We start from the raw sequence: 20727 nt of genomic DNA on the forward strand, positions 1-20727 counted from the left end.
CCGATCAGTCGGCCTCGACATGCGCCATCCCCCGCCGGACCGCCCCCGACCGGTCCCCGACCTCACTCGAGGCGCTGTCCGACACGCAGGACACTCAGATAACGGCGTGACGCCCGGTCGCCCATCCGTGTACGGACGCGCTCGGCGACGGCATCGAGCAGGGGCTCACGGACGTCGCGGGCAAGCCTGCGATACAGCGACGTCGAGCGAAGGAGATCGGCGAAGCCGTCCCCGTCGAACCACTGAACGGTTGGGTACCAACGCACGATCGTCGGGCCGAACAATGCTCCCGGATCCTCCACCAGGCCCCAACCCTCGCCGGTGGCGCGCACGTCATCCTCCAGTGGCGGATGACCCCAGCCGGGGTTGCCGGGGCAGAACCGCTCGTGCAGATCGGCGGTCTCGGCGTAGACCTCCGGCTCGCCCGGCCTGCGGACGACGACGTTGCCGAGCAGCGCCATCCAGCCTCCGGGACAGAGCACGTCGTGGGCTCGCCGCCAGCCGATCGACGGGTCCACCCAATGCCACGACGACGCGGCCACGAGGACGTCGAAGCGTCGGCCACGGTCGTCCCACTCCTCGAACGTCGACGTCTCGACTTCGATGTTGTGCAAACCAGCGATCCGCCGCCGAGCGAATGCGGCCATGTCCTGGCCCGGCTCGATCGCGGTCACCGAGCAGCCGAGCGCTGCCAGCGAGCGCGTCGCCTGACCGGTACCGCAGCCCACCTCCAGCACCGCCGACCTTCCGGTCACGCCGGTGATGTCGCAGAGGTCCGCGAACAGCTCGTCAGGGTATCCCGGCCGGACTCGGTCATAGAGCTGCGGCACCTCGTTGAACACTCGGCCGAGGCCGTGTCGATTCGGGTCCGTCTTCCGATCGTCGGTCACGAACGGACAAGCTACGAGGCTCGCCCACCCCGTCGCCACCGGTTTACCGGCAGCCGATGACGCGTTACGTCGTTCCTGGCCAACGCGCGCTCACGTCGGTGACCGATCCTTCTCATGCACGATGTGTGCGTGCGTTTCACTTTCACCGGCGTGGCGCAGTTGAGTGCCGTGCCCCGAGTAGCTGTCGTCATCGATGTGATGCGCGCGTTCACCACAGCGGCGTACGCCCTTGCGGGTTCCGACCGGATCGTCTTCGCCGACACCGACGACGCGGCATTGCAACTGAAGGCGCGCCACCCGGATTGGCTCGCTGTGCGTGACGGCGCACCGGCGCCGGGGTTCGATCTGTCGAACTCGCCCCGACAGCTCAGCACACAGGATCTGCGAGGCCGCACCCTGGTGATGAAGACCACCGCGGGTACCGCGGGCGCGCTGGGCGTCGCCGACGCCGACGTGGTTCTGTGCGCGAGTTTCGTTGTCGCGCAGGCGACCGCGAGACACCTGCGGAAGCTGGCACCCGAGCACGTCGTCTTCGTGATCACCGGAGACAACGGAAGCGCCGAGGAAGATTCGGCGTGCGCGCAATACATCGCCGCGTTGCTCACGGCCGACGACGTCGATCCGCGTCCGTTCACAAAACGAGCCCTGCACTCGACCGCCGCGAGGCAGCTGATGGAAGGCGTGGACAAGGGATACGCCCTTATGGTGGACCGATGGCATCGGTCAAGCAGGTCCAGGTCACCTTCGACTGCGCAGAACCCGAGCGCGTCGCTCGCTTCTGGTGCGAGGTGTTGGGCTACGTTGTACCGCCGCCACCAGAGGGGTTCGCTACGTGGGAGGATTTCGATCGCTCGCGGCCGCCTCAGCTTCAGGGTTCGTCGTTCGCCTGCGTCGATCCCTCGGGAGTGGGCCCTCGGCTGTACTTCCAGCGCGTTCCCGAAGGGAAGGTCGTCAAGAATCGAGTGCATCTCGATGTGCGGGTCGGCACCGGCCTCGTGGGTGAACAGCGCCTCGCCACACTCGAAGCCGAGTGCGCACGACTTATCGCCCTCGGCGCGATACGCGTGCGGCTACTTTCCGCCGATGACCACAACGAGTCGTGCATCGTGATGCAAGACATCGAGGGCAACGAGTTCTGTCTCGACTGAGACGCGATCCCGGTACTACCCGCCTCCAGCTTCGCCGCTGTTGCATTCTCCACGCTTTGGCAAGGCACCCAAGCGCATTAGCTTTGCTTACGAACGACTTTGGGCGCGGAATTTTGAAACACCGCAGGTGGTTCGTTCGATGAGACGATTATGTTGCCGGGGCGGCCGCGGAGGAAGCTGACATGATCGACGGAATGGCCGTTGCCACTCACCTGGCTGCGGCACTGGGGGCAACGGGCGGACGGCCCGTGGACCGATCGGTGGATCAAGGATTGACCGCGCTCACCGGTGTGGTCACACGCGGGCTCGGACGACGCGCACTAGATGACCTCGACCAGAACCCGCACAGCATGGCAGCACGCCGCCAACTCGCCGCCGAGATCGAACGCGCGGCAGCCGCCGACACGGAATTCGCCCGCGAACTCGCCGCCCTGCAGGCCACGCTCGGCAGGCTGAACGGCGGAACCGTGATCAACACCGCGACCCACGGCAGCCGGATCGTCACCGGCAGCAAAGGCATCACGGCTGGTGGCAGCATTCACAACACCACATACGACATCGCGTCGGATGAGGATCTGTCCCGAGCTCCGGTCTGGACGAAGGCACTGTTGTGGATCGGCTTGGTGTTCGTCGGTATCGGCTTCGTCGGTGGCCTGATCGGCATGTCTCGAGGCGCGTCGGTGTCGGGGCAGTTCAACTTGCTGCCGTTCTTCCTCATCGGCGGTGTCCTCATGACCTTCGCCGAGCTCGGCGCGAGAACGTCGACACCTCGACGCCGCCGGTAGGTCGGAAGCAGTTCGCCCGCTCGGTCGCCTTGCGGTGGTACAGCCAGGTCGTCACCCCGACGAGTGAGATCCGCAGGAGAATTCAGAGCTTGTCGGATGTGCGGCGGTTTACTGGAAAACAGCTGGATCAAGGCCTCTTCCGCTCGTCGAATGAAAACATGCTGCGGTTATGGGCTTTCAATATCCACGTCGCGCGATCGTGCCAACTCCTGGCACGCAGACCGCTACCTCGAGGGTCGTACCAGAAATCAGTGAGATGAATTTTCAGTCGGAATGTGTGAAACAACGCCGGTGGCTCGTTCGATGAGATGGTTATGCTGCCGGGGCGGCTGTGGAGGAGACTGACATGATCGATGGAATGGTCGTCGCCGCATATGTGGCCGCGGCGCTGGGGGCAGCCGGTGGACGGTTGGTCGACCGATCGCTGGATCAAGGACTGACCGCGCTCACCGGCGCGGTCACACGCAGGCTGGGACGGCGCGCGCTCGACGACCTGGACCGAAACCCGGCCAGCATGGCGGCACGCCGCCAACTCGCCGATGAGATCGAACGCGCGGCAGCCGCCGACGCGGAATTCGCCCGCGAGCTCGCCGAACTCCGAGACAGACTCGACCGGATGAACGGCCCGACCATCATCAACACCGCCACTCACGGCAGCCGGATCGTCACCGGCGGGGACGGCATGACCGCTGGAGACGACATCCATAACACCACCTACGATTCTCCGGCCCCCGGGGATCTGTCGGGGGCACCTCTGTGGAGCAGGGTCCTGATCTGGATCGGCACGACAATCGGAGTGATCGGCTGGGCGATCGCCGGAATCGCGATTGCCCAGCACACACCGGGGCACATGAACGATGCCACAAACGGATTCGTGGTCTTCATGATCGGAGTCGGTATCGCGCTGGTGGGTCAATACGGCGCAAGCACGTCGACACCTCGACGGCGGCGGTGACGCCAGCCCATCGCCCCACCTCCGAATGATGGACGCGGCCACCCCCTCACCGCGGGCCACGGACGATAGAGCGGATACACGCGGAGGCCACGACCAACGCTGATGCGGCATTGCGTTCGGCTGTGCTATGTTGGGACTCGCGGCCGTCGAAGATCAAGTTCCGACAACGCATTCGAGGTGGGGGTAATGAAATCAGTATTTCGCATGGGCATCGTCGCCGTCGCGGCAGGCATCGGCTCCGTCGTGATCGCCGGACCAGCCCAGGCCGACGTATGGCGTGATGCGGTATGCGGCCACGGGTATCACTACGGCCAGAAAGTCGATATCCACGGCCAGCAGTGGAAGATCGAAGGCGAACGAGGCAACGGCGCAGGATACATCCTGAGCGATAAGTACGGTCGGACAAACCAGGTCGACTGCTCGTAGGCACTCACGACCACGGTTGTCAGTTGAGGCGGCACTTTCGGATTCTCCCGAAAGTGCCGCTTCATCAATGCAATCTACGAACGGGAGGCGACACGTCGAGAGCACGCGGAGCGCTCCCTGTGCGTAGGTTCAGACTGGATCATTGCTCGACCCGGCGATCTCGTCCATCAGCATCCGCAGGGTCAGGGAGTGTTTCTCGGGCGGAAGGGCATCCATCGCGCTGCGTGCGGCCCGAATTCCTTCGGCTCGATCACCCGCTCTGACCAGCATCAGACCGCGATGCATCTCCAGATGCGTTGCGAAGCGCGGCAACTCGGCCGGAAGTTCCCTTCGGGCCTGCTCTTGTGCGGCGACCGCCAATTTCTCATCGCCGAGGCGCGCGGCGAGCAGGGACAGGAACACGTTCATGCGCCACCACGGAACGGCGTAGTCGGAGGTCTGCTCGTAGGACCCCGATTTGTCGAACACCCGGCGTCCCTCTTCGACGAGAGCGCGCCCCGTCTCGCCATCGCCTCGCAACACTGCCGCATGTGCCTTGCCCATGATCGCATTGAGCCGACCCAAGCTCGGCTTGTCCGACAACGCCAGCGCCTGGTCGGCGAAAAGATCGGCGACTCCCAACGCCGCACCCTCGTAGCCGAGGGCGATGGCCGCACGCCCCCGCACCCACACGCGGGTCTGCTCATCCTCGGAGCGGTCTGCGGCTTGGGCGGCCATTCGATACCAGGTGACCGCCTTCGTGCCGTCCGACCCTGGAAAAGTTTTCGCGTACAGCGTCATGAGCCGGGCTGCAGCTCCCCACATCTGCGGACTGTCCAACTGCTGTTGCAGGATCGCCAAGTCAACGGCCAAACGCCGCTGAATATCCGACGCACCGAGTGACATGTAGTCGGTGCTGTAAACGCTGAGCTTCTCCTGCCACGCCTCGATGCTCGGCCCGGCATGGTCCAGCCGCGCCGAGAAACCGGCAGCCAGCAGATCGGACGCCACTATCGGCGCGACGCTGGTCGCCGCCACCTGAGCCAGAAGATGCCGTCTGTTCAGGCCTTCGTCCTCGAACACAGCTAAAGGCACGTCCAGCACCGCCGACAGATGGCGCAGCCAGAACCGGCTGGGTACCGTGTCAGCGTTCTCCCAACGCCTCGAGATGTACTGCCGGGAAATACTCGACCCTGAGTGAGCCGCCAATTCGTCGGACAGCCGTCCCCGCGACCATCCCCGTGCCTTCCGAAGTTCACGGATCAACTCGCCTACACCCATAGGCCGATCATCTCGTGGTTCGACGTAGAGGAGTAGCACCACGCGCGAAGGCGCGAGTCAAGCTGACGGTCCTTCGTCAGGACTCCCCGCTGCGCGTGCTTCCTCCCGTACTCAGTCGGTAGTCAACTGGCGAGCGGCGAGAGCCGGTATCGACTCGATCTTCTCCGGCGTCAACGAATCCCAGACAATCCCTGCCGGTCGGCGGCGCTCATCGCACCAGATCACATCCTCCGGCGTGACGATCAAGTCAACGCGAAAGTCGTGCCTCCCCTCTGGTAGCGGCTCGTCGACCACCTGGAGTCGGTGGACGGTTGTCGCGATCACCGTGTCCGGACCGATTCTTCCGCCCTCTTGCAGCAGCGCGAGCTCAATGTCCGAATATCCTGCGCCCTTGCCCAATCGAGCACCATTGCGGTTGACTGCAACGCTTCCAATGACAACCATGTCGACCGGATCTATCTCGTCCACTTCGACGTTTCGTCCGATCGCGGCCGCAACGTCCTTTTGGGCAGCGCGTTCGGGTGGCTCGGCCAACGCGGCAGGATCCAGAAGATAGAAGGGCTTCGGCGCGGCCAAGCGCGGAACCGCCATATAGACGATCTTTCCTTCCGCGAGGGCGCGGACCCTGACCGGCAATTGCGCGGTGTCCGGAACAGTCTTGACAACCCGAGCGCGCTTCCACTGGCTCAGCTCGGCCAACCGCTCAGCTGCGACCTCAGTACCCGCGAATGTCGGGATATGACGCGGCGCACCCGGGCGCGTGACCTTCTCATTCTCCAGTGTGTCCCATATGCCTTCGCGAATCTCTTGCTTCCGACGGTCAATACTCACTTCGCGTCTCCTATCGCGCCATCAACTCGAGAACGCGGTCGTATACATCCCGCAAAGCCGCAACGTTTCGGTAAGACCGTGCCTCGCGACACACATTGAATACAATGTTCAGCCCAGCGCCGCCACGTGTTTGCTCCACTGTATCAATCGCTTTGTTCAGAACGAACGCGCCTTCTTCGAATCTATGCTGCCGGATTTGAGCCAGGCTCAGATTACCCATGACGATCGCATCAGTCTTTCCGCCAGTTCTCCCCGACACCTCCGCCAAGATTGCCTGAGCACGCTTATCCTGCCCAAGAAAGAGATAGCACGACCCAGCGAGCCGATTGTATTCCAACTCGGCATCTACTCCCATGACAATCTCGCCATCAGTAAGTCTTCCACGCAGACCGTCAGCGTCACGCAACGCCTTCTCGCACTCGAACTGTCTACCCATCATCGCGAATGCTTCGGCTTGATGGAGCAGCGCTACGAACGCCAACTCTCGACTGACGCTCTGCACTGTGGCCAGTAGACGAACAGTCGAACTCAAAGCGGAATCTGGATTCTTTTCTCCGTAGAGCGAAACGTATATCTTTCGTAGGAGTGCATGCCCTTCAGCTACCGGATCACCCAACGCCCGTGCGGCCGAGATCGATTGATCGATATAGTAGTTCGCCGTCGAGTTGTCCCGCCGCTGCGAAGCATCCCAAACCAGTCGACTCATCAGTGTTGCAGCCTTTGCCTCGACGGCAAGCAACTTGCTCCTGATCAGCTCATTCTCCGCATGCTTCTGCAAAAAGCGCACTTGGCCAAGATACTGTCCAGCCTGCCCGAGAAGAGATGTCGACGGTTCCATCTCATAGGATGCGTTGAGATCGCATACGTGACTTCGAATTCGGTCGATCGTCGCCGCATCGACTCGTTGGACGCTGCGCTGGACTCGACCGCTGTCATCGCCCCCAGGCGTCCCAGGACGAGATCCATCTCTCACGTTGGCGAGTGCGGACTGAAAGCGTGCACGCTGCCGGTCATCGAGCCGTTGCAATAACGTATCCATACCCGCAGCGAACTCACTGGCAAGGGTGATAGTCGGTCCGCGACGTTCCCACTTGCAAACGGCAGCCAGAGAGAACCCGGAGATTGCCGCGAACTCCTTTTGTGTGCGACGGAGCGCTTCGGTACGCAGAAGGCGCACCTCGACACCCGTCCACCTGGTCACGATCATCGCATCCGTCCAATCGTGCACACACCGGTCCTTGTGGACATGAGCGTAGCGGCTCCGTAGCAGTCGTCCGGTTCCAAACACGTTCGCGGTCAACAACGCTTGGGGACAGCCCCGACGCCGGGTGCCGCCGGTTTTATCCCGGCCCGCCGACTGCCGAGAGCCAGCGGCGGTTCGACCTCGGCGTCGGGTGCACACCAATCGTTCGAGCGAGGGGAGACGCTTGTGTATGCGCCGGATCGGTTCGGGGATACGCCGTTGGCGGTGTGCCACTTCTACCGCGAAGTGTGTGACTTGCCTGCCGAGGTGGATCCGCCTCATTTAGGGCGCATCGTCCTACGGGTAGGTCGGGTGCGCGGGTTGATGATGCCCGCGTTCATCGGTTCGGAAGTCAAAGCTTGGATGCACCGCGCTGGTCACCGGGCTGGGCCGGTGTTGACGCATCCTCGGTCCCAGCGCTGGACATTTTTGACCGGGCCCGACCTGCCCGAGGACATTCGGTTGTTCGCGGAGATGTCGCGGTTCAGTGTGTCCATTGTGAGCGGTGGAACCATCGCGTTGCCCGGTCCCGGTCAGCGTCCCGGCCTGTTCCGAGCATGGGTGCACTCGCCGTGCGACGCCTACCGGCCCACCGGCCGGATCGTGGTCGAAGCGATACGGGGATGCGCTGCTGAGCACACGCGGCGGCGTCAGCGGGTGGGGTGGCACATGCCTGACGACATCAGCGCCGCAAGTGGGGTTCTCGTGCCGGATCGACCACCGCGGCTCTCCCGGTGAGCGGCGATCAGGAGGCCGAGCGCTCCGCCGCCGAACTCGATGTACTCACCGAGGTGATCGGCACGCTGGTGACCACCACCACGGATGCGGTACGCGACGGGATGACCGAGGCCGCCCGCGCCCATGTGATGGCGAAGGTGATCTATGTCCTGATCACCAGCGCCCGCACCGCCGCAGCGCCCCACACCGGGAGGCTGTATGCCGCCGCGGTGCTCGATCCGATCATCGAGAACACCTCAGCCGCTGACGAGATCACCTTGCTGGATCTGCTGATACCCGCGCTCATCGGCCAGCACGTCGGCGGTATCTGAACGGAACTGACCGCCTCTCGCACGCTGCGCTCCTCTCCGGAAGGAGCACAAGCGTCCTATCCGCGCCTGCCGAACGAGCGCTTGTATCTGCAACCGTGACCGCGCGCCGGTACGACGACGACTTGATGAAAACATACGGTCGACCGTATATTCTCCTGCATGGAGCACAATGTCTTCACCGAGGAGACCGACCCGTTCTGCCTGGACCAGGCGGACGCCGTGGCCTTGCTGGCCGGAGCCCCGTGGGGCAGGTATGCCGTTGTCGGCGACAGTCTTTCGGCGGGAACCGGCGAGCCCACCCTGGGCTACCGAGATCAGGGCTGGTCGGACCGAGTTGCGGGTGTCTTGCGGTCCGTCCGGCCGGATCTGGATTACCTCAACGTCTCCGAGAACGGGGCGACAACCGCCCAGACGCTCGAGAAGCAGGCGGCCCGCATGCTCGAGTTCTCCCCGGACCTGCTCCACCTGCCCGGCGGGGCCAACGACATCGTGCGGCGCAGGCCAAATTTCGGCGAGATAGAGCGAACGCTGCGGCAGATGTACGACCTGGCGAAGGGAACCGGGGCCCTGCTGACCACTTTCACGCTCGGCAGGGCGTATGTCGTCCCGGTCTTCCCGGACTGGCCGGAGCGGATCGCCACGGTCAACGAGATCGTGCGGGGGCTGGCTGCGGAATACGGCGCCCTCGTGGTGGACATGTGGGACCACCCGATCAACGACCGCGACAACCTGCTCAGCGCGGACGGAATCCACTTCTCGACCTCGGGTCAGGCCGTCATGGCGGCCGAGATGGTCAAGAAGCTGGCCGAATCCTTTGGCACCGACAAATGAAGAGGTCTCTCATCGTGGCAAGTAGTCAACAAGCAGCCAGCCGGCCGGTAGCAGTCGCGGAAGCGGACGCGATTCCGTGGATGACGGTATCGATTCTTCTGACCGCCCTGTTCATGGCGGTTCTCGACTCGTTCATCGTCGTGGTCGCCGACCCCTCGATCGCGGCGGACCTGCACGCGTCCGACGGCGATGTCCAGTGGGTGCTGGCGGGCTATCAGCTGAGTTACGCGGTCTTCATCATCACCGCTACGCGCCTGGCCGACATGTACGGCCGCAAGCGGATCTTCCTTCTCGGGGTGGTCCTGTTCACGCTGTCGTCGGTCGCTTGCGCGCTGTCACCGAACGCGGGCAGCCTGATCGCCGCGCGTGTCGTCCAGGGTCTGGGAGCCGCCCTCATGGTTCCCCATGTGTTCGCGTACGTCACGGTGCTGGTGCCCGCGGCGAGGCGGCACAGCGTCTACGGCGCGCTCGGCATCGTCATGGGCATGGCCACCATCGGCGGACAGGTCATCGGCGGACTGCTGATCGGCGCAAACCTGTTCGACTCCGGCTGGCGCCTGGTGTTCTGGGTGAACGCGCCGATCGGAGTCGTCATGCTCCTGCTCGCCGTGCGATTCGTGCCGGAGACAGGCTCGGCCGCCGACCGCAAGCTGGACATGTCCGGCGTCCTGGTGCTCAGCACGGCATTGTTCCTCTTGGTGCTGCCGCTCATCCAGGGGCAGGAGACGGGTTGGCCGGGGTGGGTCTGGGCTTGTTTCGCGGGCAGCGCGGTCGCGTTCGGCCTGTTCGTCGCGATCGAGCGGCGCCTGGAACGGCGCGGCGGGGATCCGCTGGTACCGCTGAAATTGTTCGGACAGCGCTCGTTCTCGCTCGGGATCGTTCTCGTGCTCGCCCTGTATGCGCTGATCTACTCGTATTATCTGGCCTTGTCGGTAACGATGCAGCAAGGCCTCGACATGTCGGCGCTCGGCGCGGGTCTGGTCTACACGCCCGCCGCCATAACGTTTTTCGTGTTCAGCATGGTAGCGAGCCGGATGGTTCCGAAGTATGGACGACGCGTCCTCGAGGTCGGGGCGATCATACTGGCGACCGGTTACCTGGCGACCGGTCTCTTGCTGGTGTCCGGCCCTAGGATCACACCGCTGCTCGTGATCCCCACCCTGATTCTGCAGAGTGTCGGTGGCGGACTGGTTATTACGCAGGCGCTCAACACGGTGCTGAGCCGTGTCCGGCCCGAGTCGGCCGGTGTCGCGTCAGGGGCCTTGTCCACGGCCCAGCAGTGCGGCGGAGCGCTCGGCGTCGCCGTCATCGGAGCGGTCTACTTCAGCTCGTTCCACCCGGCTGAAGTCGGCAGGGTCGCCGCCGCAGGCCACGCCTTCGCGGTCGCGTCCTTCGGGACGTTCGTCATCGCTGTCGTAGCGGGCGTTGTCGTCTTCCTTCTTCCGAAGCGGCCGACGGTCCAGGTGTGAATGCGAGGACACGGTCGGGGGCTGCGGACGAAGTGGTCCAGCTATAGCGACGTCCGGGCAGATCGATGGCCCGTACCTCCACCAGCGAAAACATTGGCGCCGCGCCACTGTCGAGCGTATGTCGGCGGGCCATGACAATCCATCAGATCTGGGTCGCGATGTCGAGCATGGTGAGCACATCCGAGGCCGGACGAACGTCGCCGAATGATCTGTAGATGGTGTGGAGTGCGGCGTTGTGGTCGCGGTCGCGGCGGGCGGCGTTGGCGTCGGCGACCATGATCACTCGGAAGTCGAGGGTGGCGGCGTCGCGCGCCGAGGACTCGCAGCACACGTTGGTGACGGTTCCCGTGATCAGGACGGTATCTATGTGTCGCTGTTCGAGTAGTTGCGGCAGGACGCAACGACCAGGGAAGAAGGCGCTGAACCCGGATTTGTCGACGAACAGGTCATCGTCGTGGGTGGCCAGATCGGGCCACAGTCGAGTGGGTAGCGGTCCGGAAGTCACCGCGTCGCTGTAGGTTTCGGCGATCTTCGGGCCGAAGAACTCGCTCGCTCGCTCGGCCGGTTCCCCACTCGCGGGCACCACCCACGCGACGGTTCCGCCCGCTGTCCGCAACGCGTCGGCCAGGCGGTTGATGTTGGGCACGATCGCGCGGCAGTAGGCATTGCCGGAGACGTGGAGCGGCACCATGTCGATCACGGCCAAGGCGGTGCGCTCGGGATCGAGGTCCGGATACGCGAACCGGCGTCCGCGGCGGGATTCGTGGCGAGCGTACTCACGGGCCTCGATATGCCAGTCGTGCGTCGGGAGCGTCGGTGTGGCGTCGCCGTCGTCGCGAATCAGGTCGTACACATACGAACGGTCGCCCTTCCGGCTCACCCACACGCCCTCGGGCGGCAGGTCGCCTCGCCCCGCGTCGTCGAACGGGCGGCTGGACACCTCACCCGACTCCGAGCACACCACCCATCCGAAGCCGGGCAATCGCCGGCACCAGATGTCGAGGTCGACACGCTTGTACGACGGGAATCCATGCATCTCCCCCTCGCGGGCGAACTCATAGGTCAACCCGTCCACCCGCCGCACGAACTTCACACCCGACATCACGCCATCCTCGACGAACGACCCGGCCGTCTCAACTGAAACTCCTCGCCGAGCTCGACGAACTTCATGGGGACACTCGCGCCCCGCCCCAGCCGCTCAGTAGCTCGGCGCGGGTTCCGCTTGTTCGCGCTCACTCTGACGAGCCCGACGAGCACGCGGAACCGTCACAATAAGTGATGCAGCATTCATACACTATGAGCCCACCGTCACTCAACGGATGCGATGCGGCCGGAGGACTTCCCCCTGTCACCTTATGGACTTCCGCGCATGAAATACGCAGGTGAAAGTACCTATCCCGAAGCCAAAGCGGCGAGTCCACAGCAAGATATCGCCCGCAGGCAGCGTAACTTGCTCCGCGATCTCGCGTACAACAGTGCACAGCCTAGCTACTATGTGAACCAATATTCTTCAACATAGGAGCGCAATGATGCGTACCCCCCTTCGCCTCGCCGCCGCCTCGGTCGCGGCGGCGACCCTCGTCGTCACCGCGGCCGGTGCGACGGCCGAACCGATCAGCTCCGCCCCGGCGACCGCTGTCGCGGCCGGAACCGGCTCGTCGGCGGTGGATTCCGGGGCGGCGGCGGCCCAATCGGCCGTGTACTTCCTCCAGCGTGGCGACGTCATCGGGATTCTCGTGCTCTTGGTCACCGCGCCCTTGCAGATATTCACCAGTGGCGTCTGCGATCTGGCCACCGGGTCGGCGCTTCCGAGTCCGTGCGCCACACCGAGGTGAACCCCCGGTGGCGTCTCCGCGCCGGTGCGCCGCGGCGGATTCGGGACGCACCCTGATCGGATCCCCACCGAACGGAAAAGACCCCGCCCGGCGGTGCAGCCGGACGGGGTCGGGTGTCCCCCAACGAACGAGACGTCGGGTTCTTCGCCGCTATCTACTTCGCCTGGACGGGAGGCTGGTTGATAGTGGAGAAGTACTGGATGGCGGCGCCGATCGCCACCGGGGCGGTGACCAGGATCTGGCCCGCGATGGTGCCCAGGGCGCCGATCGCGATGATGCCGCCGAGGCAGCCGATGGCCGCGGCCGGGATGAACGCGCCGAACAGGCCGACGATCGCCGCGGAGGCGACGGTCGCGCCGGCGATGCCGCCGAGCACGCAGCCCACGGCGCCGCCGCCGATGCCGCCGATCAGGGTGCCGAGGGTGGCGCCCATGGTGATGGTGCTGGTCATGCGGGACCAGGCGGCCTGCTCACGGTCGTATTCGTTCTTCCACGGGGCCTTGTCCTCGAACGGCAGGGCGACCGGCTTGTAGGCCGCGTGCGCCATGTCGAACTGCGGGGTCAGCGTCGCGGTGCGATCGGAGATGTCGGCCACGATCGGGAACTCGAAGTCATCGACCCGGAACTTCAGCGGCATGCCGGTGAGCACGGCGCCGTTGGCGGCCTTGATCTTGAACAGCCCGTCCTCGACGACCATGGAACCGGCATCGGTCGTGACGATGGACTGGGTGTCGGTGGCGTAGGCGGTGAAGTCGACGGCGTCCTCGCTGCCGGGCTGCGCACCGGCCGAGCCGGCGGCGATCCCGACTGCGGCGACCAGACCAGCGGCCACCGCAACGATTTTCCTCATCCTTGGTTCTTTCCTCTCGGTTTCTCACAGGAAGCGGTCGCGAGGAGCGCGCCGCACACCCACCGCGGTCGCAGCGGGCAGGTCAGAGGTCGAGGACGAGCGGGCCCGACCTGGCCCGCGAGACGCACAGCATCATGGTGTCGCCGCGCGCCCGTTCCTCGTCGGTGAGCAGCTCGTCCCGATGCTCGATGTCGCCGGACAACACCGCGGTCTCGCAGCTGCCGCAGGTGCCTTCGCGGCACGAGGTGACGATGCCGATTCCGGCGGATTCCAAGACGTCGGCGATGGATTGGTTCGCCCCGATCCGGAAGGTCTTGCCGCTGGCCGCCAGGCGCACCTCGAACGGCTCGTTCGGGGCGAACTCCAACTGCCGCGGCACGAAGCGCTCCGCGTGCACCGGCACCCCGGCGCGCGCGCCTTCGGCCTCCGCCGCCGCCAGCAGCGGCTCGGGTCCGCAGCAGTACACGGGGGTGTCGGAGAGATCGGCGAAGATCTCGCGCAGCGGCAGCAGGCCGTGCTCGTCCTGCGGCAGCAAGTTCGCCAGCGGATAACGCTCGGCGATGGCGTCGGCGAACGCCATGTGTCCTCGGGTGCGGCCGCCGTAGTACAGCGACCAGCGAGCACCCGAGGCTTCCGCGGCGGCGACCATGGGCAGGATCGGCGTGATCCCGATGCCGCCGGCGAGGAAGACATAGCTGTCGCCGCTCACGAGTTCGAAGTTGTTGCGCGGCGCGGACACTCGCAGCACCGAGCCGGGTTGCGCGGCGCGGTGCAGATAGGCCGAGCCGCCGCGCCCGTCCGGTTCGTGCAGCACCGCGATGCGCCAGCGCGCCCGGTCGGCCGGGTCGCCGCACAGTGAGTACTGCCGCACGCCCGCCGCGCCGACCGCGACATCGATGTGGGCGCCCGGTGTCCACGACGGCAGTTCGCCGCCGTCGACCGGGGCCAGGTCGAGCGCGAACACGCCCGCGGCCTCGTCGCGGCGGCGCCATACTCGCACCGCTGTGTCAGTCATATCCGTCCCCTAGCCCGGCAACGTCTCCGCGATCACCGTCGCCGAGATGTGCCGCCCACGCACCGGACGAATGGGCAGTCGATTCGCGCAATCGACGTTGACTATCGCCCCCTCGCCCGCACACGCGGCGCGCCGAGACTGACGCCATGACCACTGTGGCGCAATTGGTGGACAAGACCACCCAGTTCATTCGGGACCAGGTCGTTCCGGTGGAACGCGAGGTCGTCGTGGACGGGCGGGTGATGGACGACGCGCTGCGGCTCGAGCTGCAGAAGAAGGCCAAGGAGGCCGGCGTCTTCGGACCGCTGTCGGATCCGCGATACGGCGGCCTCGGCCTGGACACCCGAGCCCAGGCGCAGGTGCTCGAAGCCGCGGGGGCGAGCCTGCTCGGCCCGATCGCGGTGAACGCGTGGGCGCCCGACGACGGCAACATCCACCTGCTCGCGCACGTCGCGAACGAGGAGCAGCAGCAGCGCTACCTCGCGCCGCTGGCCGCGGGCGACGTCCGTTCCGCGATCGCGATGACCGAACCCGCCCCCGGCGCCGGATCCGACCCCGGGATGCTGCGGACCGTCGCCGAGGAGACCGAGTCCGGCTGGGTCATCAACGGCGCCAAGCATTTCACCACGGGCGCGCAGGGGGCGGCGTTCACCATCTGCGTGGCGCGCACGGGTGACGGCCCGACCATGTTCCTGGTCGACCAGGACAACCCCGGATTGCGGGTGGGTCGCCGGATGCCGACGCTCGACCACACCAGCGCGCCCGGCGGCCACTGCGAGGTGACCTTCGACGACTGCGAGGTGCCCGATTCCGCCGTGCTGGGCCAGGTCGGCCAGGGGCTGGCGCTCGCGCAGGTCCGGCTCGCGCCCTCGCGGCTGGTGTTCTGTATGAACTGGCTCGGGCTCGCGGTGCGGGCGCACCAGCTGACCATCGAGCACATCGGCACGCGCACGTCGTTCGGGGTCCCGATCGCCGAGCACGGCATGGCCCAAGGCCTCGTCGCGGACAACGAGATCGACATCGCCGCCGCGCGCGGCGTGATCCGCACCGTCGCCGAGACCATCGACGCGCAGGGGCCGACCTCCTCGCAGGCGCGGCACGAGGCGTCGATCGCCAAGACGTTCGTCTCCGAGGCGGTCTGGCGGGTGCTCGACCGGGCGGTCCAGTTGCACGGCGGGCTCGGTGTCTGCGAAGACCACCTCGTCGCTCGATTCCTGGTCGAGGCCAGGGCTTTCCGCATCTACGAAGGACCCTCGGAGGTCCTGCGCTGGTCCATCGCTCGCCGCGCCCTGCGCACCAAACGCTGAAGGAGACGTCATGACCACGCGTGAGATCGCCGGTTTCGCGGCGGCCTATCCCGAACTCGACTGCGACGCTGTCGATTACGAGTACCTGCGGGCGGTGTCGCAGGAGATGGTTCCGTTCGGCCGCCACGTCGGCACGCTGATCACCGAGATCGGCCCGGAACGCGCCGTCGTCGAAATCCCCGCCGTCGGCTCGGTCCGCAACCACATGGGCACCGTGCACGCCGGGGCGCTGTTCACCGCCGCCGACATCGGCGGAGCGGCCGCGTTCGTCGGCGCGGCGGCCACCCGCCTGCGCACCGTCGAGCGGCTGGTGCTGCGCGGCGGCAGCGCGTCCTACCGCAAACCCGCCGTCGGCCGCATCCGCGCCATCGCGACCGTCGACCAGCGCGAACTCGCCGACGTGCTCGCGGCGACGGCCGCGCAGCGCTTCGAGCTGTCCGGCAAGGCGGCCCTGCTCGATGACGGCGACGTCGTCGTCGCGAAGTTCACCTTCGACTACGTCTGCGACATCACCCTCGCGGAGGACGAGCGATGACCACCGCGGCGCCGCAGAACCGTTCGGAGTTCACCACCCTGGAATCGGCCACGGTGCCGACCGGAGACGGGGTCACCTTCACCGTCCGCTTCCTGGAGTCGAAGAAGCCGGGTGCACCGGTCGTGCTGATCCTGCCCGCCATGGCGATGAAGGCGAAGAACTATCTGTTTCTCGCGAAAGAGCTGCATTCGCAAGGTCTTTCGGTGGCGTTGACCGACCTGCGGGCGCACGGCGAGGCCGAGCCCGGACTCGGGCTGCACCGCGATTTCGGCTACCGCGAGATGATCGAGACCGACCTGCCCGCCCTCGTCGCGGCGGTGCGGGCGCGGTTCCCCGAGGCGCCGATCCACCTGTTCGGGCACAGCCTGGGCGGGCAGCTCGCGTTGCTGTTCACCGCGGCCGAGCCGGAGCGGATCGCGGGCGTCACCGTCATCGGCACCGGCACGGTCTTCTGGTGGGCCTTCGGCGCGCGCCGCTGGTGGGAGGCGCTGAGCCAGATCCAGTGGATCGGCCTGGTCTCGCGGTGGAAGGGTCACTGGCCCGGCGGTGTGCTCATCCCGGCCCCGATGCCGGGCGGCGTCATGCGTGACTGGTCGATGCACTCGCTGACCAGCTACTACCGCCCCAAGGGCAGCAAGCGCCGGTACAACACCCTGCTGCGGAACCTGACCGCGCCGGTGCTGGCGATCTCGCTGTCCGACGACGTGCTCGGCCCGAAGTCCAACGTCGACTTCCTGGTCTCCCGGATGCCGAACGCCCGCGTGACCCACTGGCACATCGACGAGAACGCCCCGGTGGCCAATCGCGACCACTTCCTGTGGATCAAGGACTCCCCCGCGATCGCGGCCCGGGTGGCGACCTGGATCGTCGCGGGCGAGCTGCCGGGCTGAGGGGCGACGGTGGCACGACTGCGAATCGAAGCGGTGTCGAAGCGATTCGGCGCCGCCAACGCGGTGCGCGAGGTGAGCCTCGACATCGCCGACGGCGAGTTCATGGTGCTGCTCGGCCCGAGCGGCTGCGGCAAATCCACGCTGCTGCGCATGATCGCCGGTCTGGAGGATCCGTCCGACGGGCGAATCCTGCTGGACGACAAGGACATCACCCATCACGCGCCGCAACAGCGGGACTTGGCCATGGTGTTCCAGAGTTACGCGCTCTACCCGCACCTGACCGTCGCCAAGAACATCGGATTCCCGTTGCGCGCCCGGCGCACACCGCGCGCGAGGATCGCCGAGCGGGTGTCGGAGGTCGCCGGGGTGCTCGGGCTGACCGAGCTGCTGCGCCGCAGGCCGTCCGCGCTGTCGGGCGGGCAGCGGCAACGCGTGGCCCTGGCGCGCGCCATGGTGCGCGATCCCGGCGCGTTCCTGATGGATGAGCCGCTGTCGAACCTGGACGCGAAGCTGCGCAGCGCGACGCGCGCCGAATTGATCGGGCTGCATCAGCGGCTGGGCGCGACGTTCCTGTACGTGACCCATGACCAGGTCGAGGCGATGACCATGGCCGATCGGATCGCGCTGCTCAACGAGGGTCGGGTGGAGCAGGTCGGCACACCGACCGAGCTCTACGACCGTCCGCGTTCGACTTTCGTCGCCGGATTCCTCGGCGCGCCGCCGATGAACCTGTTCCCCGCCGTCGTCACCGAGCGCGACGGCTCGCTGCGCGTGGTGGCCGATGGGATCGATACCGAATTGGCCATCGGCGTCGAGGGTTTCGACGACGACCTGGAAGTGGTCGCGGGCATCCGCCCGGAACAGCTGCGCTTGGATCCGACCGGCGCCGACATCCGCGGCCGGGTGACGATGGTGGAGAACCTCGGCAGCGAGGAACTGATCCACTTCACCACCGGTGATCGCGTCCTGTGCGCCCGAGCGCCGCGGCCCGCGGGCGTCGCGGTCGACGACAACATCGCGCTGCGAGCCGCCGCGGAGCACATCCACCTGTTCCATGCCACCTCCGGGCTGCGCCTGACCTGGCAGGAGACGCGGCAGGACGCCCACGTCGACAGCGCGGGCGAACCCGTCGCCGTCGCCTGAACCCGAACACCCCTACTCGATGAGGAGAAACACCGTGAAACGCACCGCGCCCGTTCTGGGCCTGGTGTTCGCAACCACCGTCGCGCTCAGCGCTTGCGGCGGACTCGGGAGCACCACTACCGACTCGAACGCCGACAGCGCGCGGATCCCGGAACTGAAGCCGGACCAGCAGGTGTCGATCGTGTTCGAGTCCTACAACTACGGACTCGCCGGCGCCTGGACCGACACCTTCAACTCCTTGATCGCCGATTTCCGCAAGAAGTTCCCGAACATCACGGTGACCGCGCAGAAGCCGCAGGGCAACAGCCCGAACCCGGCCACGGACACCATCTCCAGCATCCAGAATCAGATGGTCGCGGGCTCGCCGCCGGACGTCGCCCAGCTCGGTTTCAGCGACCTGGACTTCACCATCCACCAGCTCGGCGCCAAGCCGCTGGACACGTTGGTCGGCAAGCAGGAAGTGCAGCACAACTTCGACGGGGCCCGGCACCCCTTCGCGCCGAAGGCCCGCACACTCGCCGACTGGGACGGTCACACCTACGGCGTGCCGTTCGTGTTCTCCACGCCCGTGCTGTATTACAACGCTTCGCTGTTCGCCGACGCCGGCCTGGATCCCGCGAAGCCGCCCGCCACCTGGCAGCAGGTCGCCGAGGCCGCGACGGCGATCACCGGGAAGACCGGCAAGGGCGGCATCTACGTCGACTGCCTGACCAAGACCGCCAAGGACTGGTGCTTCCAGTCGATGGTGCGTTCCAACGGCGGCCGGGTGATCTCCGAGGACCGCACCAAGCTCACCTTCGCCGACGCTCCCGCGGTCGAGGTCGCCGCGATGAGCCGGCAACTGGTCAACTCCGGCGGCATGCCGAAGCTCAACCAGAAACAGGGCTACGAGGCCTTCGCCCGCGGTGAGATCGGCATGATCCTGGAGACCAGCGCGATCCAGGGCACCTTCGTGACCGGCGCGAAGGACAAATGGGACCTGCGCTCGGCGCCGATGCCCAGCTTCGCGGGCAAGCCGACCGTGCCGACGAATTCCGGCGCTTCGCTGCACATCCTGTCCAACGACCCGGCCAAGCAGCGCGCCGCGTGGGAGCTGATCAAGTTCCTCACCAGCGAATCCGCCTACACCAAGATCTCGCAGGGCATCGGCTACCTGCCGCTGCGCACCGGCCTCATGGACGACCCACAGGGGTTGCAGACCTGGTCGAAGGAGAATCCGCTGCTGGGGCCGAACGTCGCCCAGCTGGCGAACATGGAACCGTGGATCTCCATGCCCGGCACCAACTACCTGCAGATCCGCGACGGCATGATGGACGCCGTCGAGGCGATCGTGTTCCAGGGCAAGGACCCGCAGTCCACTCTCACCGCCGCCCGCGATCAGGGCGCCAAACTCCTGCCGACGTCATGAGCGAGGTGACGATCGTCCAGCTGACCGACACCCACATCCGGCCCGCCGGGGAACGGGTGCACGGGATGGTGGACACCTACGCCAATCTCACCCACGTGCTGCAGCAGTTGCGTGCCTCACGGCAGCGCATCGACGCGCTGGTGCTCTCGGGCGATCTGACCGACACCGGGTCGCCCGAGGCCTACCGGCGGCTGCGCGGCGCGGTCGAGCCGGTGGCCGAGGAACTCGGCGCGCAGACGGTGTACGTCATGGGCAATCACGACGAGCGCACCGCCTTCGCCAGCGAATTGCTCGGGGCCGACCCCGCCGCGCTGGACCCGGACACCACCCACGACCAGGTGGCCGACGTGGCGGGTCTGCGGGTGATCGCGCTGGACAGCACGACGCCGCGACGGCACGACGGACGGCTCGAGGAGCACCAGCTGGACTGGCTGGCCGAGCAACTGCGCGAACCGGCGGCGCGCGGCACGCTGCTGGTGCTGCACCACCCGCCGATCCCCTCGCCCGTCGCGGCCACCGAGTACCTGCGGCTGGAACGGCCGCAGCTGCTGGCCGAGGTGCTGGCCGGTTCGGATGTGCGGTTGATCGTCTGCGGGCACAACCATCTCACCGGGGCGGCGGCGCTGGCGGGCATTCCGGTCTGGATCGGTCCGGCGCTGGCTTACCGGATCGATACGATCGCACCGGCGGGACGTCATCGGGGACTGATCGGCTTCGGCTACAGCCGCATCGATCTGCTCGGTTCGACGATGGTCGCCACGGCGATCGAGGCGACGCCCGCCGAGACCCTCTACGACCGGCCCGAGCAGGACGTGCTCGATCAACTCGCCGCGCTGGCCGCGGAGGCCGGGTAACTC

Annotated in this window: 21 protein-coding genes and 1 pseudogene; 15 read left to right on the forward strand and 7 right to left on the reverse strand. The window is 66.3% G+C overall.

Features of this window, described 5'->3' with window-relative positions:
• Positions 1-62 precede the first annotated feature (62 nt).
• Positions 63-890 carry a class I SAM-dependent methyltransferase gene (locus ACIHAX_RS25070; RefSeq protein WP_397279855.1) on the reverse strand — a complete coding sequence of 276 codons (828 nt, stop codon included), beginning with the start codon at positions 888-890 and terminating at the stop codon, positions 63-65.
• A 198-nt stretch (positions 891-1088) separates the two neighbouring features.
• Between ACIHAX_RS25070 and ACIHAX_RS25075 the strand changes: the two are divergent.
• The 5 genes and pseudogenes from ACIHAX_RS25075 to ACIHAX_RS25095 form a co-directional block, all read left to right on the forward strand.
• A pseudogene (locus tag ACIHAX_RS25075) lies at positions 1089-1442 on the forward strand (2-phosphosulfolactate phosphatase); the annotation flags it as partial.
• A gap of 161 nt (positions 1443-1603) precedes the next feature.
• Positions 1604-2038, forward strand: coding sequence for a VOC family protein (locus ACIHAX_RS25080; protein WP_355076703.1), 435 nt, complete (start codon positions 1604-1606; stop codon positions 2036-2038).
• Positions 2039-2220: 182 nt separating this feature from the next.
• A complete protein-coding gene (locus tag ACIHAX_RS25085; RefSeq protein ID WP_397279857.1) occupies positions 2221-2823 on the forward strand; it encodes a hypothetical protein in 603 nt (200 codons plus the stop codon).
• A 346-nt stretch (positions 2824-3169) separates the two neighbouring features.
• Positions 3170-3778, forward strand: coding sequence for a hypothetical protein (locus tag ACIHAX_RS25090; RefSeq protein ID WP_355076409.1), 609 nt, complete (start codon positions 3170-3172; stop codon positions 3776-3778).
• A gap of 204 nt (positions 3779-3982) precedes the next feature.
• Complete coding sequence (locus ACIHAX_RS25095) at positions 3983-4204, forward strand: hypothetical protein (RefSeq protein ID WP_397279859.1); 222 nt, start codon at positions 3983-3985, stop codon at positions 4202-4204.
• Positions 4205-4333: 129 nt separating this feature from the next.
• On the opposite strand, the gene ACIHAX_RS25100 is transcribed toward ACIHAX_RS25095, so the two are convergent.
• From ACIHAX_RS25100 to ACIHAX_RS25110, 3 genes are all read right to left on the reverse strand, one after another.
• On the reverse strand, positions 4334-5464 hold the full coding sequence (locus tag ACIHAX_RS25100) for a helix-turn-helix domain-containing protein (protein ID WP_397279861.1): 1131 nt from the start codon (positions 5462-5464) through the stop codon (positions 4334-4336).
• Between the two features lie 111 nt (positions 5465-5575).
• Complete coding sequence (locus ACIHAX_RS25105; protein WP_397279863.1) at positions 5576-6295, reverse strand: 5-formyltetrahydrofolate cyclo-ligase; 720 nt, start codon at positions 6293-6295, stop codon at positions 5576-5578.
• 10 nt (positions 6296-6305) lie between these two features.
• A complete protein-coding gene (locus tag ACIHAX_RS25110; protein ID WP_397279865.1) occupies positions 6306-7523 on the reverse strand; it encodes a helix-turn-helix domain-containing protein in 1218 nt (405 codons plus the stop codon).
• Between the two features lie 749 nt (positions 7524-8272).
• On the opposite strand from ACIHAX_RS25110, the gene ACIHAX_RS25115 reads away from it, so the two are divergent.
• From ACIHAX_RS25115 to ACIHAX_RS25125, 3 genes are all read left to right on the forward strand, one after another.
• Positions 8273-8587 (forward strand): hypothetical protein, encoded by a 315-nt coding sequence (locus tag ACIHAX_RS25115; protein WP_364433556.1) that lies wholly within the window; start codon positions 8273-8275, stop codon positions 8585-8587.
• Between the two features lie 159 nt (positions 8588-8746).
• The gene (locus tag ACIHAX_RS25120) at positions 8747-9418 is read left to right on the forward strand and encodes an SGNH/GDSL hydrolase family protein (RefSeq protein ID WP_397279868.1); all 672 of its coding nucleotides are present in this window, start codon (positions 8747-8749) and stop codon (positions 9416-9418) included.
• Between the two features lie 80 nt (positions 9419-9498).
• A complete protein-coding gene (locus ACIHAX_RS25125; protein WP_397279870.1) occupies positions 9499-10887 on the forward strand; it encodes an MFS transporter in 1389 nt (462 codons plus the stop codon).
• 142 nt (positions 10888-11029) lie between these two features.
• Here the strand turns inward: ACIHAX_RS25125 and ACIHAX_RS25130 are convergent, their stop codons facing one another.
• Positions 11030-11989, reverse strand: a complete 960-nt coding sequence (locus ACIHAX_RS25130; protein ID WP_397279872.1) for an isochorismatase family protein — start codon at positions 11987-11989, stop codon at positions 11030-11032.
• A gap of 427 nt (positions 11990-12416) precedes the next feature.
• On the opposite strand from ACIHAX_RS25130, the gene ACIHAX_RS25135 reads away from it, so the two are divergent.
• Positions 12417-12722, forward strand: coding sequence for a hypothetical protein (locus ACIHAX_RS25135; RefSeq protein ID WP_397279874.1), 306 nt, complete (start codon positions 12417-12419; stop codon positions 12720-12722).
• A gap of 154 nt (positions 12723-12876) precedes the next feature.
• Here ACIHAX_RS25135 and ACIHAX_RS25140 read toward each other — a convergent pair whose 3' ends face one another.
• Positions 12877-13572, reverse strand: a complete 696-nt coding sequence (locus tag ACIHAX_RS25140) for a hypothetical protein (RefSeq protein ID WP_397279876.1) — start codon at positions 13570-13572, stop codon at positions 12877-12879.
• An 82-nt stretch (positions 13573-13654) separates the two neighbouring features.
• Positions 13655-14587 carry a PDR/VanB family oxidoreductase gene (locus ACIHAX_RS25145; RefSeq protein ID WP_397279878.1) on the reverse strand — a complete coding sequence of 311 codons (933 nt, stop codon included), beginning with the start codon at positions 14585-14587 and terminating at the stop codon, positions 13655-13657.
• Between the two features lie 146 nt (positions 14588-14733).
• Here ACIHAX_RS25145 and ACIHAX_RS25150 point away from each other — a divergent pair, with 146 nt between their 5' ends.
• The 6 genes from ACIHAX_RS25150 to ACIHAX_RS25175 are packed head-to-tail and all read left to right on the forward strand — an operon-like array spanning position 14734 to position 20724.
• Positions 14734-15894 (forward strand): acyl-CoA dehydrogenase family protein, encoded by a 1161-nt coding sequence (locus tag ACIHAX_RS25150; protein WP_364433577.1) that lies wholly within the window; start codon positions 14734-14736, stop codon positions 15892-15894.
• 10 nt (positions 15895-15904) lie between these two features.
• Positions 15905-16429, forward strand: a complete 525-nt coding sequence (locus ACIHAX_RS25155; protein ID WP_364433580.1) for a YiiD C-terminal domain-containing protein — start codon at positions 15905-15907, stop codon at positions 16427-16429.
• A complete protein-coding gene (locus ACIHAX_RS25160; RefSeq protein ID WP_364433583.1) occupies positions 16426-17319 on the forward strand; it encodes an alpha/beta fold hydrolase in 894 nt (297 codons plus the stop codon). Before ACIHAX_RS25155 ends, ACIHAX_RS25160 begins: the two co-directional genes overlap by 4 nt.
• 9 nt (positions 17320-17328) lie before the next feature.
• The gene (locus ACIHAX_RS25165) at positions 17329-18462 is read left to right on the forward strand and encodes an ABC transporter ATP-binding protein (protein WP_397279881.1); all 1134 of its coding nucleotides are present in this window, start codon (positions 17329-17331) and stop codon (positions 18460-18462) included.
• Between the two features lie 34 nt (positions 18463-18496).
• Complete coding sequence (locus tag ACIHAX_RS25170; RefSeq protein ID WP_397279883.1) at positions 18497-19870, forward strand: ABC transporter substrate-binding protein; 1374 nt, start codon at positions 18497-18499, stop codon at positions 19868-19870.
• Complete coding sequence (locus ACIHAX_RS25175; RefSeq protein ID WP_364433592.1) at positions 19867-20724, forward strand: metallophosphoesterase; 858 nt, start codon at positions 19867-19869, stop codon at positions 20722-20724. The genes ACIHAX_RS25170 and ACIHAX_RS25175 overlap by 4 nt, the downstream gene beginning before the upstream one ends.
• Positions 20725-20727: the final 3 nt, after the last annotated feature.

Source organism: Nocardia sp. NPDC051929 (assembly GCF_044548645.1).
In the GTDB taxonomy this organism is placed as follows: Bacteria; Actinomycetota; Actinomycetes; order Mycobacteriales; family Mycobacteriaceae; genus Nocardia; species Nocardia sichangensis.

Coding starts and splice junctions, on each gene's coding strand:
- ACIHAX_RS25100 (WP_397279861.1), bottom strand. CDS start 5,464: ATGGGTGTAGGCGAGTTGATCCGTGAACTTCGGAAGGCACGGGGATGG.
- ACIHAX_RS25140 (WP_397279876.1), bottom strand. CDS start 13,572: ATGAGGAAAATCGTTGCGGTGGCCGCTGGTCTGGTCGCCGCAGTCGGG.
- ACIHAX_RS25080 (WP_355076703.1), top strand. CDS start 1,604: ATGGCATCGGTCAAGCAGGTCCAGGTCACCTTCGACTGCGCAGAACCC.
- ACIHAX_RS25125 (WP_397279870.1), top strand. CDS start 9,499: ATGACGGTATCGATTCTTCTGACCGCCCTGTTCATGGCGGTTCTCGAC.
- ACIHAX_RS25155 (WP_364433580.1), top strand. CDS start 15,905: ATGACCACGCGTGAGATCGCCGGTTTCGCGGCGGCCTATCCCGAACTC.
- ACIHAX_RS25145 (WP_397279878.1), bottom strand. CDS start 14,587: ATGACTGACACAGCGGTGCGAGTATGGCGCCGCCGCGACGAGGCCGCG.
- ACIHAX_RS25175 (WP_364433592.1), top strand. CDS start 19,867: ATGAGCGAGGTGACGATCGTCCAGCTGACCGACACCCACATCCGGCCC.
- ACIHAX_RS25130 (WP_397279872.1), bottom strand. CDS start 11,989: ATGTCGGGTGTGAAGTTCGTGCGGCGGGTGGACGGGTTGACCTATGAG.
- ACIHAX_RS25120 (WP_397279868.1), top strand. CDS start 8,747: ATGGAGCACAATGTCTTCACCGAGGAGACCGACCCGTTCTGCCTGGAC.
- ACIHAX_RS25150 (WP_364433577.1), top strand. CDS start 14,734: ATGACCACTGTGGCGCAATTGGTGGACAAGACCACCCAGTTCATTCGG.
- ACIHAX_RS25160 (WP_364433583.1), top strand. CDS start 16,426: ATGACCACCGCGGCGCCGCAGAACCGTTCGGAGTTCACCACCCTGGAA.
- ACIHAX_RS25095 (WP_397279859.1), top strand. CDS start 3,983: ATGGGCATCGTCGCCGTCGCGGCAGGCATCGGCTCCGTCGTGATCGCC.
- ACIHAX_RS25135 (WP_397279874.1), top strand. CDS start 12,417: ATGCGTACCCCCCTTCGCCTCGCCGCCGCCTCGGTCGCGGCGGCGACC.
- ACIHAX_RS25090 (WP_355076409.1), top strand. CDS start 3,170: ATGATCGATGGAATGGTCGTCGCCGCATATGTGGCCGCGGCGCTGGGG.
- ACIHAX_RS25085 (WP_397279857.1), top strand. CDS start 2,221: ATGATCGACGGAATGGCCGTTGCCACTCACCTGGCTGCGGCACTGGGG.